Annotated in this window: 14 protein-coding genes, 1 tRNA gene and 1 rRNA gene; all 16 read right to left on the reverse strand. The window is 38.4% G+C overall.

Annotated features, from left to right (window positions below; translation table 11 throughout):
* Window positions 1–152 precede the first annotated feature (152 nt).
* Window positions 153–590, reverse strand: coding sequence for a dUTP diphosphatase (dut, locus tag ACTQ1L_RS03715; RefSeq protein ID WP_441365482.1), 438 nt, complete (start codon window positions 588–590; stop codon window positions 153–155).
* Window positions 591–660: 70 nt separating this feature from the next.
* Window positions 661–1,671, reverse strand: a complete 1,011-nt coding sequence (locus tag ACTQ1L_RS03720; RefSeq protein WP_441365483.1) for an NAD(P)H-dependent glycerol-3-phosphate dehydrogenase — start codon at window positions 1,669–1,671, stop codon at window positions 661–663.
* A gap of 123 nt (window positions 1,672–1,794) precedes the next feature.
* Window positions 1,795–2,448 (reverse strand): glycerol-3-phosphate 1-O-acyltransferase PlsY, encoded by a 654-nt coding sequence (gene plsY / locus ACTQ1L_RS03725; RefSeq protein WP_441365484.1) that lies wholly within the window; start codon window positions 2,446–2,448, stop codon window positions 1,795–1,797.
* Window positions 2,441–3,766: a ribosome biogenesis GTPase Der gene (gene der, locus ACTQ1L_RS03730; RefSeq protein ID WP_012743121.1), complete on the reverse strand. Its 1,326-nt coding sequence runs from the start codon at window positions 3,764–3,766 to the stop codon at window positions 2,441–2,443. The genes plsY and der overlap by 8 nt, the downstream gene beginning before the upstream one ends.
* Before the next feature lie 125 nt (window positions 3,767–3,891).
* Window positions 3,892–5,817: a hypothetical protein gene (locus tag ACTQ1L_RS03735; RefSeq protein ID WP_321112450.1), complete on the reverse strand. Its 1,926-nt coding sequence runs from the start codon at window positions 5,815–5,817 to the stop codon at window positions 3,892–3,894.
* A complete protein-coding gene (locus tag ACTQ1L_RS03740; RefSeq protein ID WP_441365494.1) occupies window positions 5,792–6,697 on the reverse strand; it encodes an ABC transporter ATP-binding protein in 906 nt (301 codons plus the stop codon). The genes ACTQ1L_RS03735 and ACTQ1L_RS03740 overlap by 26 nt, the downstream gene beginning before the upstream one ends.
* Window positions 6,681–7,130 (reverse strand): GntR family transcriptional regulator, encoded by a 450-nt coding sequence (locus ACTQ1L_RS03745; protein WP_441365485.1) that lies wholly within the window; start codon window positions 7,128–7,130, stop codon window positions 6,681–6,683. The genes ACTQ1L_RS03740 and ACTQ1L_RS03745 overlap by 17 nt, the downstream gene beginning before the upstream one ends.
* Before the next feature lie 179 nt (window positions 7,131–7,309).
* Window positions 7,310–8,248: a peptidoglycan editing factor PgeF gene (pgeF, locus tag ACTQ1L_RS03750; protein ID WP_441365486.1), complete on the reverse strand. Its 939-nt coding sequence runs from the start codon at window positions 8,246–8,248 to the stop codon at window positions 7,310–7,312.
* A gap of 183 nt (window positions 8,249–8,431) precedes the next feature.
* Window positions 8,432–8,785, reverse strand: a complete 354-nt coding sequence (locus ACTQ1L_RS03755) for a YraN family protein (RefSeq protein ID WP_441365487.1) — start codon at window positions 8,783–8,785, stop codon at window positions 8,432–8,434.
* A gap of 29 nt (window positions 8,786–8,814) precedes the next feature.
* Window positions 8,815–9,126, reverse strand: a complete 312-nt coding sequence (locus ACTQ1L_RS03760; protein WP_321112457.1) for an EscU/YscU/HrcU family type III secretion system export apparatus switch protein — start codon at window positions 9,124–9,126, stop codon at window positions 8,815–8,817.
* A gap of 69 nt (window positions 9,127–9,195) precedes the next feature.
* Window positions 9,196–11,085 carry a flagellar hook-length control protein FliK gene (gene fliK / locus ACTQ1L_RS03765; protein ID WP_441365488.1) on the reverse strand — a complete coding sequence of 630 codons (1,890 nt, stop codon included), beginning with the start codon at window positions 11,083–11,085 and terminating at the stop codon, window positions 9,196–9,198.
* A gap of 131 nt (window positions 11,086–11,216) precedes the next feature.
* The gene (locus ACTQ1L_RS03770) at window positions 11,217–11,999 is read right to left on the reverse strand and encodes a TIGR03915 family putative DNA repair protein (RefSeq protein WP_441365489.1); all 783 of its coding nucleotides are present in this window, start codon (window positions 11,997–11,999) and stop codon (window positions 11,217–11,219) included.
* 38 nt (window positions 12,000–12,037) lie between these two features.
* Window positions 12,038–13,513 carry a putative DNA modification/repair radical SAM protein gene (locus tag ACTQ1L_RS03775; RefSeq protein ID WP_441365490.1) on the reverse strand — a complete coding sequence of 492 codons (1,476 nt, stop codon included), beginning with the start codon at window positions 13,511–13,513 and terminating at the stop codon, window positions 12,038–12,040.
* Window positions 13,514–13,866: 353 nt separating this feature from the next.
* Window positions 13,867–14,715, reverse strand: a complete 849-nt coding sequence (locus tag ACTQ1L_RS03780) for an alpha/beta hydrolase fold domain-containing protein (protein ID WP_441365491.1) — start codon at window positions 14,713–14,715, stop codon at window positions 13,867–13,869.
* A gap of 149 nt (window positions 14,716–14,864) precedes the next feature.
* Window positions 14,865–14,935 (reverse strand) — tRNA-Trp (locus ACTQ1L_RS03785).
* 251 nt (window positions 14,936–15,186) lie between these two features.
* Window positions 15,187–15,288, reverse strand: a 23S ribosomal RNA gene (locus tag ACTQ1L_RS03790); the annotation flags it as partial.

Below are 15,288 nucleotides of genomic sequence, written 5' to 3' on the forward strand. Positions count from 1 at the left end.
GTAACTATGTACAACTGTATATATGTATATATGTATATATGTATATATGTATTTATATATCTGTTTAATATATCTGTTTAATATATCTATTTAATATATCCATTATTTGTTTATCTCTATATTTTTTTATCATTATACAGCTTCATTTGTGATTAATTAGATCCTGTAGAACCGAATCCACCGGCACCACGCTTCGTATCAGAAAGCTCTGACACCTCATTAAACTCAACAGCCAGATATGGCATAACCACAAGCTGCGCTATACGATCCCCTGGATTAATAGCGCGTGCCTGCGTTCCATCATTGTGAAGAGCCACAATATACTCTCCCCTGTAATCACTGTCACACACACCCACGCAGTTTGCCGGGCGAAGTGCCTGCTTTGCTGCCAGACCGCTTCTGGCAAAGACTGCTCCAAAATATCCGTCAGGAATCTCTATGGAAAGCCCAGTGCCTATCTTTGCTGTCTCATGAGGCTCTATGACAACCTCCTCTGTAATGTCGGCATATAAATCATAGCCTGCTGCATATTCACTTCCCCTTGTAGGGATTTTTGCTGTAGTTGTCAGTTTTTTTATATTTATTTTCATTTTATAATTTCCCTTGATGCTATTTATATATGACTGTCTATAGCCATTTAATACCAAACCTATGTTCTAATTATTCCCACTCAAGACTTGAGTGCTCAATCTTCCTGTCACGAAGCATAAGCTCAGAGACAGCCTCCTTTGCAGGCTTATCCTCAAAAAGCACTCTGTTTACTTCCTCGATAATCGGCATCCTGACATCATATTTCTCTGCAAGGGCAAATGCAGCCTTTGCTGAATAGATACCCTCTACAACCATCTTGACTTCTTTTGTTGCTTCATCCATTGTGTATCCCTGGCCTATAAGCATTCCGGCCTTTCTATTTCGGCTATGACGGCTCTCACATGTAACAATAAGGTCGCCGATACCAGTCAGTCCAAAAAGTGTCTCCGCCTTTGCTCCCATCTCAATCGCAAGCACAGATATTTCTGCAATTCCTCTGGTAATAAGCGCTGCCTTTGTATTATCCCCATAGCCAAGTCCGTCTGCCATGCCTGCTGCAAGTGCTATGACATTCTTGAGGGAGCCTCCCAGCTCCATTCCAAGTACATCAGGACTGGTATACACACGAAATACCTCATTCATAAAAAGATCCTGTACTATCTCAGCGGTCTTCTGTGTCCTTGCTCCTGCAACAACAGTCGTAGGAAGCAGCTGTCCGACCTCCTCTGCATGTGAAGGTCCACACATTACAGCCACATCAGCGCAAGGTATCTCACTCTCTACCACATCAGATATGGTCATAAGAGTGTTTTCTTCAATTCCCTTTGCCACACAGACAATTATCTGCCCATCCTTCACAAAAGGAGCCATCACCTTTGCTGTGCTTCTGGTAAAAACAGACGGTACCGCAAGTACAAGTATATCGTTATTTTTGATTGTTTCCTCTATATCTGTTGTAAAGGTAATGCTATCCGGAAGCTTTACTCCAGGAAGCTTATCAATATGCTCATGCTTTTCTTTAAGCATATCAATCTCGCTCTCCACTATTGACCATATTTCAACATAATGTCCGTTATTTGCAAGCACCAGGGATAATGCTGTTCCCCAGCTTCCTGCACCTATAATACCAACTCTACTCATTTCCTATGCCTCATATTTTATATAATTTATTGTAATCGAAAAACTACTATTTGTATATATCAAAACTGCTCTGTTATTGCATATATCAAAACAGCAATGTTAATTACTTATTAATAAAGATTCTTACTTTGCCTTCTGACCAAATTTATTTTCAGTTCCGCTTAAAAGTCTCTTGATATTGGCTCTGTGTCGCCAGATAGCCATCGCCGTAAAACAAGCAGCAAGTATATCAAACTCGACCGCATAATTGCCACTTACTCCAAGCAGCCCCATATGGTTAAACACAATTGCCTGAATCAGAAACGATATAACAACCAGTATAGAACCAAGCGAGACATATCTTGTTATGGCTACAGCAAGAATAAACAATACCAGGCATATCGGAGCCGCAATCGGACATGCGGCAAGTATTACACCTGATGTACATGCTATTCCCTTTCCTCCCTTAAAATTAAGAAAGAACGGAAAATTGTGTCCAAGCACCGCTCCAAAGCCTGCATAAAGCTCTATGCATTTAACAGCCTGTGGGTATGTATTTCTATATATGAAATAAAATATCAAAACCGCTATGATTGCCTTGAACAAATCACCAAAGAAAGTAACTGCACCAGCCTTCCATCCAAGTGTCCGAAGCGTATTGGTGGTGCCTGAATTACCGCTTCCATGCTCTCTTACATCTATTCCATGTGTCTTACCATAAAAATATCCGGTCTGAAAGGTTCCAAAGAAATACCCTACGACCAATGCTAAAATCCTAGCCAGTATCATTTTACTCATTTTCCTTTCGTTCTCTTGTAATAAACTTAAGTGCAGTTCCCCTGAAACCAAATGTATCCCTGATTCTGTTCTCGAGATATCTGGTATATGAGAAATGCATAAGATTCTTGTCGTTTACAAAGATTACAAAGGTAGGCGGCTTAACAGAAACCTGTGTCACATAGTATATCTTTAGTCTCTTGCCCTTGTCTGTAGGTGGCTGCTGCATGGCAACTGCCTCCGTAACGATCTCATTTAGCACTCCTGTTGCAACACGCATTGAGTTATTTTCTATAACAACATCGATGAGCTCAAATATCTTGTTGAGTCTCTGACCTGATTTTGCCGAAATAAAAAGTATCTCTGCATATGGTATAAAGCTTAATATCTGTCTGATTTTCTCTGTGTGCTGCTTTACGGTATTATTATCCTTTTCAATGGCATCCCATTTATTGACAGCAATGATAATTCCCTTTCCTCTTTCATGGGCAATACCCGCAATTTTAGCATCCTGCTCGGTAACTCCCTCTGTAGCATCTATCACTACAATAACAACATCAGCTCTCTCAACTGCGGAAACTGCACGTATAATACTGTATCGCTCTATATCCTCTTTTATCTTATTCTTACGCCTGAGACCGGCTGTATCGATAAATATATACTCCTTACCATCATATTTTATGGCTGTATCGATAGCATCTCTCGTGGTGCCTGCTATATCTGACACTATTACCCTGTCCTCACGGGCAAGCTTGTTGATAAGTGATGACTTACCTACATTAGGCTTACCTACTATAGCAACCCTCGGTCTGTCATCCTCATCGTCCTGCTTAGATGAATCCGGAAAATGCTTTACAACCTCATCAAGCATATCTCCGAGTCCGAGCATAGAAGCTGCAGATATAGGATGTGGATCACCAATTCCTAAGTTATAAAACTCATACACATCAGTCATATACTTTTCAAAGCTGTCCACCTTATTGACAACCAATACAACCGGCTTGTGTGAACGCCGAAGCATATCCGCCACCTTTGAATCTGAATCAACAAGCCCCTGCTTCACGTCTGTGATAAAAATAATAACATCTGCGGTGTCTATAGCAATCTGTGCCTGCTCTCTCATCTGTGACAGTATCACGTCTCCGGATTCCGGCTCAATACCACCTGTATCAATCATGGTAAAATTGTAATCAAGCCATGATACATCTGCATAGATTCTGTCTCTTGTGACACCCGGAGTGTCCTTTACTATAGATATCCTCTCTCCTGCAAGCGCGTTGAAGAGAGTAGATTTTCCAACATTTGGACGGCCTACGATGGCCACTACTGGTCTGCTCATATACTCTCCTGTTCTAAATTCATATTAGATTATAGATTAATTGTAACTATTCAGAATAATGATAAAATAATAAACAAAACATCTATAACAGAGTAATTATATCACAATACCATTTACAGAGACAACTATTCATATGTCAAAAGTGGTTCTTTTGATGAAATTAATCCATTTTCTTTAAGAACAGCTATCAGATTAGTACAGTTTTCACCCAAACTAATGTTGACCGAATACATCTCAATACCATCGGAACGGGCATCACCAAAATCAGAATACTCCTTTGTCACACCAAGCATATCCAACAGCTCCTCATACCATGTGGCGCCATAGACATTCCAGTTTTTTTCAATCCTGTTTCCCTTTGGCACTGTAAAATTCAGCATAAGATTGTACATATAGCTGTTATCCTTATCCACTCCGTCAAGCATTCTCTGCAAATTATATTCCTGCATCACACCGGCCTCAACATCCTTCTTCACAGCCTCAAAAATATCCGCTGCAACTTTTCCGTTAAAGCTCTCATGCAGCACATCTACATATTTATCATCATACTGCTCTGCCGAGCCATTGATAAAGGTAATACCTGTCGTATCACACTGCATTATGGCATTAATAATATTCTGTGGTTTATTTTCCTCCGCCATAATCGCCTTGCACTGCTTATGTGGATTAAAATCATCGGTTGTATGATATACACGGTTGACCTTTTCTCCATTTTTTAATGTATATGAGATTGTAATATACCAGGAATCATTATATCTCTTTTTAAAATAATCCTTTTTCTGCGCCATAAGTATCTTTTGAGTCTCTAAAATCTTTTCAACATCCTTTCCCTCCAGGTTGATATCAAAATCTATGACTATACTGGCAGAATCAATATCAGCAAGCTTCGGTATATAGTTTTCCTGCACATTTCCGTAAACTGTTATACCTCCAAATACAACTACAACAAACCCACCAAAAGCAATGATTTCCTTAAATAGTGCTTTAGAAAAAATTTTAAAATTCTTCCTTATAATCATCTCTAAAAGTAAGAATGCTATGATTCCAAGCACCACTGCAAGCATCATAATTGCAGGAACGCCAATGCTGATTCTAAGTCCAAGCAGAAGCGACGCTGTAACAGTAGATAAAATCAGTCCTCCAAGACAGCCAAGCACCCATCTGAAAACCGGCTTAAGTTTTGGAATGGCAATAAAGCTTCCTGCATTTTCCAAATCTCTGTGCTTATAAATCTTATAAGAAATAAAGTATATAACTGCCGCCGCGATGACATAGACTACGATAGTATTTGTACCTCTGAAGGTATATTTAATACAGTAATAATCATCCCCTGCTTCCTTCATGCCAGGATGAAATCCTACACGATTGAGAAGCTGCAACATGGGTGCAAACCACGTAACACTTATTTTCCTTACAAATTCCATATATGGAAGCCCGTATGATACATATGTGAGCACATTGGCAATGGCAATAACCGCTCCTCCATACAGCAGATTGACAACCGCATACATCACAGCCACAGAAACAAGCTGTCCCGTAATCATTGCGCACAGACACACCAGGCTGTACATAAAAAACGATATTCCCATTGCAGCAAGCAGATTGATTCCAATATGCACCACCTTAGTATTTCCATATGATATACATATAACAAACGACATAATATACTTAATTATCTGCGGAATCCACATAAACAGCAGTCCTGTCAACACATTGGTCGAAAAAAGCTGACGTCTTGTCACAGGCATCGAGTGAATCATATTACATGCTCTCGAATTATACAGGTAACTGAACATTGCCATGCCTGTAACCAATGCCATGACAAAAATAAAAATCATATCTGCCTCCATGCTGATAGCCGGGGATATTATATCAAGCATATACTTATGCCAGTTTTTGCCATAAATAAACTCTGCATTCTTAAATCTGCTCCACATGGAAAACGGACCGTTGAGTAATAGCACTATTGTATACAGTGTCCAGATTGGCCAGTAAAGCTTTACATTCTTTTGCAGCATTGTTCTATTAATAAATGATATCTTTGACTTCATAGTCCTCTCCTCCCATCTCATAGATAAATATTTCCTCCAGAGTAAGAGGCAGTACATCCACTACCTGCGGACTATCCTTGCCATCTGTAATAGCCTTTACAACAGCATCTGGCTCTCCACGTACTATAACAGTGTATACTCTTCCTATATTTGACATATGAAGCACTTTAAAATCCTGCGGTATCTTAGGCATACCATACGGACACGCAATCTGAATCTTTGAAATATTGCCCTGCAGCTCCGTAAGTGACCGCTCTATTATAATCTTTCCATTATTGAGAATACCTACATGATCACATACATCCTCCAGCTCACGCAGATTATGGGACGATACAACAACTGTGGTATTATTAACAGCTACATCATCAAGCATGATAGACCATATCTGTCTTCTCATAACAGGATCAAGACCATCAACAGGCTCATCGAGTACAATAAGCTTTGGTTTGCAGCACAGTGCAAGCCAGAAGGCAACCTGCTTCTGCATCCCCTTCGAAAGCTTTCTGATATTTCTTTTAACATCTATAGATGGGAAAAACTCCTGCATCCTGTAAAACTGCTTCTCATCAAAATTTGGATACATTCCCTTATAATAATGCATCATATTAATTGTATCAGACTGCAAAAAATAAAACATATCATCCGGTATATAAGCCATCTGTCCTTTAATCCTTGCATTTTCATATACAGGCTCACCATCAATAAACACTTCCCCTGCATCCTGTCTCATTACTCCTGTAATATGCCTGATAAGTGTAGATTTGCCGGCTCCGTTTGGGCCTACAAGTCCATAGACAGCTCCTTTTTCCACGTTCATATTCACACCATCAAGTGCCTTAAAATCGTCAAATTTTTTCACTAAATTATTTATCTGTATCATCATTACCCTCTGTCACAACATCTTCTGTCTGCATATCTTGTGTTACAAATCTGACTAAGTCATCTTCCATGCTCAGCTGCTCTTTCGCATCATCCATTCTTGTTCTCAATTCCTCAACAGGTGTTTCCAACACAAATAACTCTGTCACCACCTGGTCAAAGAGTATTTTCAAATCCCTTGTCAGACTCTGCCTGGCTGTCTTAGCATCAGCAACAAAGGTTCCTTTACCACTTTTAGTATAAAGATAGCCTTCCTCCTCAAGTTCCCTGTATGCTTTTGCGATAGTATTAGGATTGATTGCATACTTGCAGGCAAGTACACGGACAGACGGAAGCTTTTCGTCCTGTTTAATAACATTCATAACAATCATTCGTCTGATGCTTTCCTTAATTTGTTCATAAATAGGCTTTGAATCTCGATAATTTAACTTCATATCGTTCTCCCCGGTTCATATAAGACAGTACAACTGTGACTTTTATATTATCTCAAAAAACCAAAAAACTGTCTGGCAGCATCAGTTCCCGCACAGTGTACTATTCAATGCGATACACCTATTTTAACATATATAGCTTTAGGCGTTTCTTATTATTTCCTTAATAGATTGTGCGAAAATTACTTAAGAAACATAAAAGCTCCAAGATTTCCCCGCTTTCCATGACTTGCTCTGTGCGAAAATAAAAGAGAAGGATTACAACAGGTACATATATTGGTCATGGCAATATTGGCTTCCTGCACTCCTGCCTCCACAAGCACTCTCCTGTTACATTCCCAAAGGTTTAGCTGATATTTGCCATCTCCCTTATAGAGCAGAATATCACTTGCATGAGGATCGTCTGTTGTCGCAAACTCATCCACAAAATGCTCTGCAACATCCTGACTTATCTCATAGCAGTCCTGACATATTGAAGGTCCTATCGCAGCTATAACATCATGTGCCTCGGTACCAAACTCCCTGTTCATAGCAATAAGTGTCTCTTTTCCCATACGATTTACAGTACCTCTCCAGCCTGAATGGCTAAGCCCTATTGCCCTATGTACCGGATCAACAAAATAAAGCGGTACACAATCAGCATAAAATGTGGCAAGCACAACATTTGGCTCATTCGTGATAAGTCCGTCCACATCTGTATATGGTCTCTTTCTTGTCACCCCGATGCCACACTGCTTCTTTCCAACTCTCAAAACATTGGTAGTATGTGTCTGGTCTGTCGTAACAATCTGTCCTGCCTCTGCTCCGATTGCCTCCGCCACTCTTTTATAGTTTTCTAAGACCTTTTCCTCGTCATCTCCACGTGTAAAGCTTAAATTTAAGCTATCAAACATTCCTGTACTGAGGCCACCAATACGCGTTGTAAAGCAATGCTCTATCATAGAAAGCTCATTTAGCTTCTTAAAATGTAACAAAGGAACAACACTTCCGCTTGAAAGGACGTGCTTTTTTAATTCCAGAACATCTTTATCATTCTTTGCAACAAAATCATTTATAGTAATTTCATCAATACCTTTGTGTATGTTTTCAGCCTGTATATTCTTATTAATCTCTGTCTTCATATTTATATCTATTCAATTATATATTGCCGGTAACTATTGCTGTTTATAATTACTATTTATCGTTACTATTTATAGTTACTTCTTATAATTGCCTGCTCCTTATCGGTTTTCATGAAATAGTCTGGTCAAATGTTTATAAATTAACGGTTCAATAATGCCTGTCCAGCACTGCCGAGCCAATAGCTATTGACTGCCCTCAAATGCATTTTTCAACACAGTAACCTCCTCATCATCCACTGCTATCACATCAAATCTGCAGGGCGTCCATTCATTCAGACCATGTGTCATAAGATAATACCTTGCAACTGATATGATTTTTTTCTGTTTGCTGTAGCCAACTGCTTCAAGAGCGCTGCCACAGCCATTATCCCTACGGTATTTCACCTCACAAAAACAGATTGTATCCCCTTCCTTTGCTATTATATCTATCTCTCCAAAGCGGTTTCTGTAATTGCGGGCAAGTACCCTGTATCCCATATTTATTAACTGCTCTGTCGCAAGCTGCTCATATATACTTCCAACACTTCTTTTATTCATAACTGCCTCAAATACTATAAACCTTCACATTATCTTTGATCAATCTTTGCCTTAAGCTTATCCAGATCATTAACAAAAACAAGTATCTCCGCAACAACCTCATACAACTCCGGTGGAATCATATCACCTATTTTAAGCTTAGACAGTGTATCAGCAAGCTTATCGTCCTTATATGTAGGCACATTGCTTTCCTTTGCCCTCTCAATAATCTTGTCAGCTACAGCACCCTTGCCTGTAGCTAGTATTTTGGGTGCTGCTTCTCCCGGCACATACTCTATAGCTACGGCTGTTTTTCCTGTGTCTATTCCATTATTGTTGCGATTATCCTTTTCGCCATGCATACAACTCACCTGTCTTTCTGAAGTAAGCTTTAATCATCTGTGACTATTCGTAAATTATCTTATACACCGCTATGCTCTCATATCAAAGGAATATCTATGTACCTGACCTGTAGGTGGCAAATCCTTTTTAAGAAACCCATCAACAAAATTCATCTGTTTCGAATCACTATTTACATTCAATTCACAATTATAACCCTTATCCTGCAGCCTTTTTTCCAAAACAGGCAGAAATTGCTTTACAAGTGCATATGACTCATCACTATCCAAATAGAAATTAGTTGTCACCTTCTTATGAAACATTTTAATTGACACATCTGTCCCACCGAGATGCTCTAAATCCAAATGTAAAAATGCTGATAATTCTTTGTCCGGATCAGACATGCTTTTCTTATTTGTGTAAACATACAACTGTCCGCTGGCATTTTTTTCGTTCATCCTCAGTGGAACCTGCACGTATGTATATGCCTCGTTTATCTGATTCATAAATTCAATATTTCCACGAATATTATCTGCCAGCGCCTCTGCTTTGGAATTTACAGTTCCTGATGCTTTCAAAATATTTTCCATATTTGTTATCTGTTTTTCAATTTTATCGTACAAGCCATCCAGCTTCTTAGGATTCTTTTCTAAATCATCGGGTTTAATCATCCATTGCTGTTCCAATGCTTCCCTTAACATAATCCTAAATGCATTTCCTGAAAATAAATGCCTCAGAGCATTTGCATTTGCCGGCGTATTTTCCAGCATATTTTTTATATCATTAAGTATTCCAACAACACTGCTGTCCTTTGAATATAAAGAAATATTATTTTCCTGTAAATCCGGAAGCAGTTTCTTAACCTGTTCATTAAGCTCTTCTATCTGCTTATCTGATAAAATACAACCAATAGTATTTGCTGCTGTTTCTACCTTTTTATTAATTATAGCAGTATCTGTTTTCTCCGGTGCCTCTTGTAATTTAACCTGTTCATTGGATATAACTGATTCATTAGACGAAACCGATTCATTAAGCAAAACCGGTTCATTGGATGCAATTGATTCATTAGGTGCAACTGATTCATTCCCCTGCATAAGCATATTATCTATTTTCAGAAAATTATTTAATTTCTGCATTATCTGAATACCCTGTGATTCCCCTGAAACACTGTTTAATGATTCAAATAATTCAGCAATATTAAAATGTTTTTTTGCTATAGGTGCTGATTGATTATCACTCATTATCGCTTCATACTGCTTTAGATCATAGCCTTCATTTGAAATAATAACATTTTCAGAAAGTCCGTCTGTAACAATATTTAGAACATCCCTTGCCTGGGTTACAAGCTTATACATTGATAAATTCTCTGCTGAAAGAGCATTCGGCAGCTCATCTATCAAGCTATCCATAGCAATTGTAATAGCCTGTTTGTCATTGGAATAATTTTCAAACTGAGCTGCATTTACCGGATTAATATCAATTCCAAGTCGTTTTAACTCCACAAGTGTAGTTACATTAATGTCCTTATTGTCCTGTACAAGCTGATACATCTGATTGAGGCTTACCTTATCAATTGACATCTGTTCTTCCATCATCTTGTTCACCATCGACAAATTGTTGCCATCTACCGGTAATCCGGCAGCCTTTAGTGCATCCATCAGCGTGAGGTTGGCTCCTTCACCATCAACTGTATATGGTTTTATTTCTATAGTGCCTCCATCATTATTTTTCACCTGAAAAAAAACTGACTGTCCCTGTTCAAATGAAAACTTTCCTGCAAGCCGTGCTAAAATCTGCTGCCCATTTGACAAGGCAAGCTTCACCTGATTACCGTGAACACTGCTTACTGTTCCCTCAAATATCATTCCTCTGGACATTTCATTCAAAGAAGATACCAGTTTCTCAACGCCCTTTGCTCCTGTCATAGGCTCACCATTTGCCACTGAATTATTATATTGACTTACCAAATTTGATATCTGCATAGCATCACCCTAATATAGTATCGTTTATGTTTAAGTATACATTTATAAATTGTATCATTTATTGGTATTTCTGTCACTATATTACTGTTCACACCACAGTGTAACCGGCAACAATTTCTTTCTTTCAAAACTCAGGTAAATTCCACCATATTCTTCCTATACCACTTTGGACAGAGATTACGCTGACACTGTGGATTGAACCGTTCCTTTATATCAGTGTACTCAAAATACACCTTCCATAACTGTTCAAAATTATCTGTCTTCCCCGGCACACTTCTCTCAAGCTGCTTAAATTCACTTTCATTGATATAAAAACACTCCTTAAGCCTCGGGTGAACCACTGCATACCTTCTTCTCACATCATAGATCACAAAATTCTCTCCTGGATACCTATCCACAAAATGCCACATAACAACCGGTATCAAATCACATTTTGGCTCAAACTGTGCCATCAGATAGTTTCCATTATCATTGAAACGAATAAAGCCTCTTATCTTGTCAGCTTCTTTATTTACCTTTCTTGAAAGCTCAAATACCTCCATAACATATTTATCGGTCATGTGCTCCATAATCCTTTGCCCAACCTTAAATGCTCTGACAAGAAATCCAAGCACTATTGTTGCTCTATTATCAGAATAATGGCACAAAGCATCAAATACAATCTCATATATCTTAAAACCAAGCTTCTTTTGAATTGTCAAAATTGTCTTTTGTACCTTTACCTCATCTGTTTCAATATCTATCATCTTTGAAAAAAGTGTATAGTTTCCTCCAATGCCTATCTCAATAGAAATATTGTCCCGGTATACTTCGTGATTTTCTTTTTGGATTTGGTTTTTATATACAAAAGCATCATAAATAGCGCTAAAAATCCCATTTATATTGTTATCGCATCTCAATATTATATTATCCATGCATACTTCTCCTTGTAAGTTTACAAAAATATTAGTAATTATCCGGATATAAAATCAAATATACTCATCTGCTCATATGTGCATGATTTATTGTCAGCTAAAAGCATTGTATCCGGTCTTTCGTTATATATAAGGTGCCTTGTAATATAGCTTTCCTCAAGCTTTGTATTATACATCATACGACCATCACAGGTGATAAAGTACAGTGCTCTTTTGAGCACGACCCCCATCTTCTTCAAATCATTAAACGAAAGCTTTGCATACTTTCTGGCTTTTATAATCCGCCTGACACTGTTAGTGCCTATGCCCGGAACCCTGAGAAGTGTATAATAATCTGCAGTCATAATCTCTACCGGAAAACACTCCAGATGACTTACAGCCCACTGACACTTTGGATCAATATAATCGTTAAAGCTCTGATTATCCTCCGACAAAAGCTCTCCCGCCTTAAACCCATAAAATCTCATAAGAAAGTCTGCCTGATAAAGCCTATGCTCTCTCCTTAGCTGTGGTGGCTGCCCGATACCCGGCAATGACTCATCCATATTGACATTCACAAAAGCCGAGTAAAATACTCTCTTCATATCAAACCTGTTGTACATTGCCTCTGCTACTGATATAATCTGATAATCACTCTCTCCGGTTGCTCCCACAATCATCTGTGTACTCTGCCCAGCCGGCACATAATATCTGTCCGGTCTTTTGATACTTAAGCTTGATTCCCAGCTTTTTTCAGCAAGCCTATCTGCCTTCTCACAATCTGAAGTAACCCGAAGCCTTCTGTGATACTCTGACAATCTTGCAGCGCTATCCTTTATTTCGTCCATCTGCTCATAATATGTATGCTCATCGATATACATACGGTTTTTCATACTGCTATTACCATGATACATCCGGCTGTCCTTTATACCATTTTGAATAAATCTCATAGGTATAAGAATGTTCTTACGCACCTTATTCGGAGCAACTGCCCTAAGCCCATCCGCGGTAGGCAGCTCAAGATTAATGCTCATTCTATCACAAAGATATCCAATCATCTCAAGTATCTCGGATGAAGCGCCCGGAATACCCTTGATGTGTATATACCCATTGAAATGATATTTGTTTCTCAAAAGAAAAAGTGTATTATATAAAAGCTGCATGGTATGCTCAGGAGATTTTATAATACCGGAGCTTAAGAAAAGTCCTTCTATATAATTGCGTCTGTAAAACTCAATGGTGAGCTTACATACCTCCTCAGGCGTAAATGTCACTCTTTCAACATCATTGCTACATCTGTTGATACAGTACTTGCAATCATAAATACATTCATTTGTAAAAAGTATCTTTAGAAGCGATATGCACCTGCCATCAGCCGTAAAAGAATGACATATCCCGCTGGCAAATGCACTCCCCATATCCTTTCCATTGCCCAAACGAGATGTACCACTGGAAGTACATGCAACATCAAACTTCGCCGCATCAGACAGAATCTTAAGTTTTTCCATAATATCAGCATTGACTGACGTTAACATAATGCCTCCTTATAATAATCGAACATCTGTTTGTATTATATAACATATGTTCGAGAAAATCAAGTGGTATTTTATGGAGAAAATATCGCGATAATCATAACTGTTACTTCATAACAATTTTTCTTTTAAGTTAACAAAAATGTCAAATCACTTTCGGCAATACTTAATATTTCCATAGATTTCAAAAATAAAAAACCATAGATATCTTAAACGAATTAAGATACTATGGTTTTATATTTATCATCAATATGTTTGTTCGTAATTATTCAGTTGCAAAAATATGCCATAGCCTTTATCATCATACTTTATATCCACTTGAAATAAGATTCTTAAAAGCTGCAATTTGACATAATTTATCCTAATTTAGTCTTGAAAAAATCGATTATCCTATCCCACAGCTCATCCTGGAAAAACTGCAGATCAGCATGGTCAGCTCCTTCCAATGCAATCAAATCAGCGTCACACCCATTTTCAATAAGCTTATCGTAAAGCTCCTCGCTCTGTTCAAATGAAACTGTCTGATCATTTATACCATGGATAATCAAAAATGGTGGTGCATCCTTCGTCACCTTGGATACCGGTGAACTGTTGTATGCATCCTTGATATTTCTCATAATATTATATCCGAGTAAAAGCGACTCCATAGATGCTGCGCTCTCCTCGGCATCTTTATACTTAAATGTGCTAAGGTTAGTCGGTGGATACCATGGACATGCTGCCTGAATACTGCTTGATTCCTCAAGATAGTCCCCGACATCATGATTCTTATCATGATCCAATGCTGCCATACACGTCAAAAATCCTCCGGCTGATTCTCCCATCGCACCAAAATGTTCCTTGTCAATTCTGTATCTATCTGCATGTGCCTTCAAATACCTGATTGCAGCCTTCACATCCTCTATCTGCATAGGATAGCAGCCCTCATTTGATGTGCGATATTCCACACTGCAAACAACAAAACCCTGATGAGCAAGCGTGCTAAGATATGATAGATGTGCTGACTTATCCATCCTCATCCATGCACCACCGCATATCCATACTATACAAGGATAACGCTTGTCAGACATATCTTCCGGATATATTAAATCGAGTTTTAAATCTCTGCGACAGTGATCATACCACGAATCCACCTGCGCATATGTAATATCAGATACCTGCACATATTGTGGCTTCGTCACATTAATCTTAAGCTTTTCCTTCATTTAAAATCCTCCTTACATTTATAATCCATTTTGAAATACAAAATTAATATCATTTAAAATAAATACTTTATGCCCATTATAATACATCTCTTTTCATTTTTATACATAAAAAAACCTTGAAACAACTATCTTGCTTCAAGGTTTAATAACAGGGGATGAGAGAATCGAACTCCCGCTAAAAGTTTTGGAGACTTCTGTCATACCATTTGACCAATCCCCTATATTTAGATACTATATCAAATATAGAAAACGAACGCAATAGGAATTACGTCTTATTTTTAATGTACCTTCAAAACTTCATACAAATTTGATTTGTTTTTCTGTAATCCACACCGAAAAACTCATCTCGATTCCGCTTCGCTTCATCTCGATGGATTTGCTTCGCATATCTGCGTCCAATTTAATCCAGATTTATGCAGACACCTCTGCAAAATCCGTATTTCATTGTACTTGTTTTTCTCCGTTATTAACCAGATTAAGCCCTCGACCTATTAGTAACAGTCAGCTCCACATGTTGCCATGCTTCCACCTCTGCCCTATCTACCTTGTAGTCTTCAAGGGGTCTTACTCCTT

Source organism: Agathobacter sp. LCP21S3_B2 (assembly GCF_052118705.1).
Lineage (GTDB): Bacteria > Bacillota > Clostridia > Lachnospirales > Lachnospiraceae > Roseburia.

Excerpts from the sequence above, each read along its gene's own strand:
- ACTQ1L_RS03720 (WP_441365483.1), bottom strand. The coding sequence starts at position 1,671 with ATGAGTAGAGTTGGTATTATAGGTGCAGGAAGCTGGGGAACAGCATTA.
- ACTQ1L_RS03770 (WP_441365489.1), bottom strand. The coding sequence starts at position 11,999 with ATGGATAATATAATATTGAGATGCGATAACAATATAAATGGGATTTTT.
- ACTQ1L_RS03760 (WP_321112457.1), bottom strand. The coding sequence starts at position 9,126 with ATGCATGGCGAAAAGGATAATCGCAACAATAATGGAATAGACACAGGA.
- ACTQ1L_RS03735 (WP_321112450.1), bottom strand. The coding sequence starts at position 5,817 with ATGAAGTCAAAGATATCATTTATTAATAGAACAATGCTGCAAAAGAAT.
- plsY (WP_441365484.1), bottom strand. The coding sequence starts at position 2,448 with ATGAGTAAAATGATACTGGCTAGGATTTTAGCATTGGTCGTAGGGTAT.
- ACTQ1L_RS03780 (WP_441365491.1), bottom strand. The coding sequence starts at position 14,715 with ATGAAGGAAAAGCTTAAGATTAATGTGACGAAGCCACAATATGTGCAG.
- ACTQ1L_RS03775 (WP_441365490.1), bottom strand. The coding sequence starts at position 13,513 with ATGTTAACGTCAGTCAATGCTGATATTATGGAAAAACTTAAGATTCTG.
- pgeF (WP_441365486.1), bottom strand. The coding sequence starts at position 8,248 with ATGAAGACAGAGATTAATAAGAATATACAGGCTGAAAACATACACAAA.
- der (WP_012743121.1), bottom strand. The coding sequence starts at position 3,766 with ATGAGCAGACCAGTAGTGGCCATCGTAGGCCGTCCAAATGTTGGAAAA.
- ACTQ1L_RS03745 (WP_441365485.1), bottom strand. The coding sequence starts at position 7,130 with ATGAAGTTAAATTATCGAGATTCAAAGCCTATTTATGAACAAATTAAG.
- ACTQ1L_RS03755 (WP_441365487.1), bottom strand. The coding sequence starts at position 8,785 with ATGAATAAAAGAAGTGTTGGAAGTATATATGAGCAGCTTGCGACAGAG.
- ACTQ1L_RS03740 (WP_441365494.1), bottom strand. The coding sequence starts at position 6,697 with ATGATACAGATAAATAATTTAGTGAAAAAATTTGACGATTTTAAGGCA.
- dut (WP_441365482.1), bottom strand. The coding sequence starts at position 590 with ATGAAAATAAATATAAAAAAACTGACAACTACAGCAAAAATCCCTACA.
- fliK (WP_441365488.1), bottom strand. The coding sequence starts at position 11,085 with ATGCAGATATCAAATTTGGTAAGTCAATATAATAATTCAGTGGCAAAT.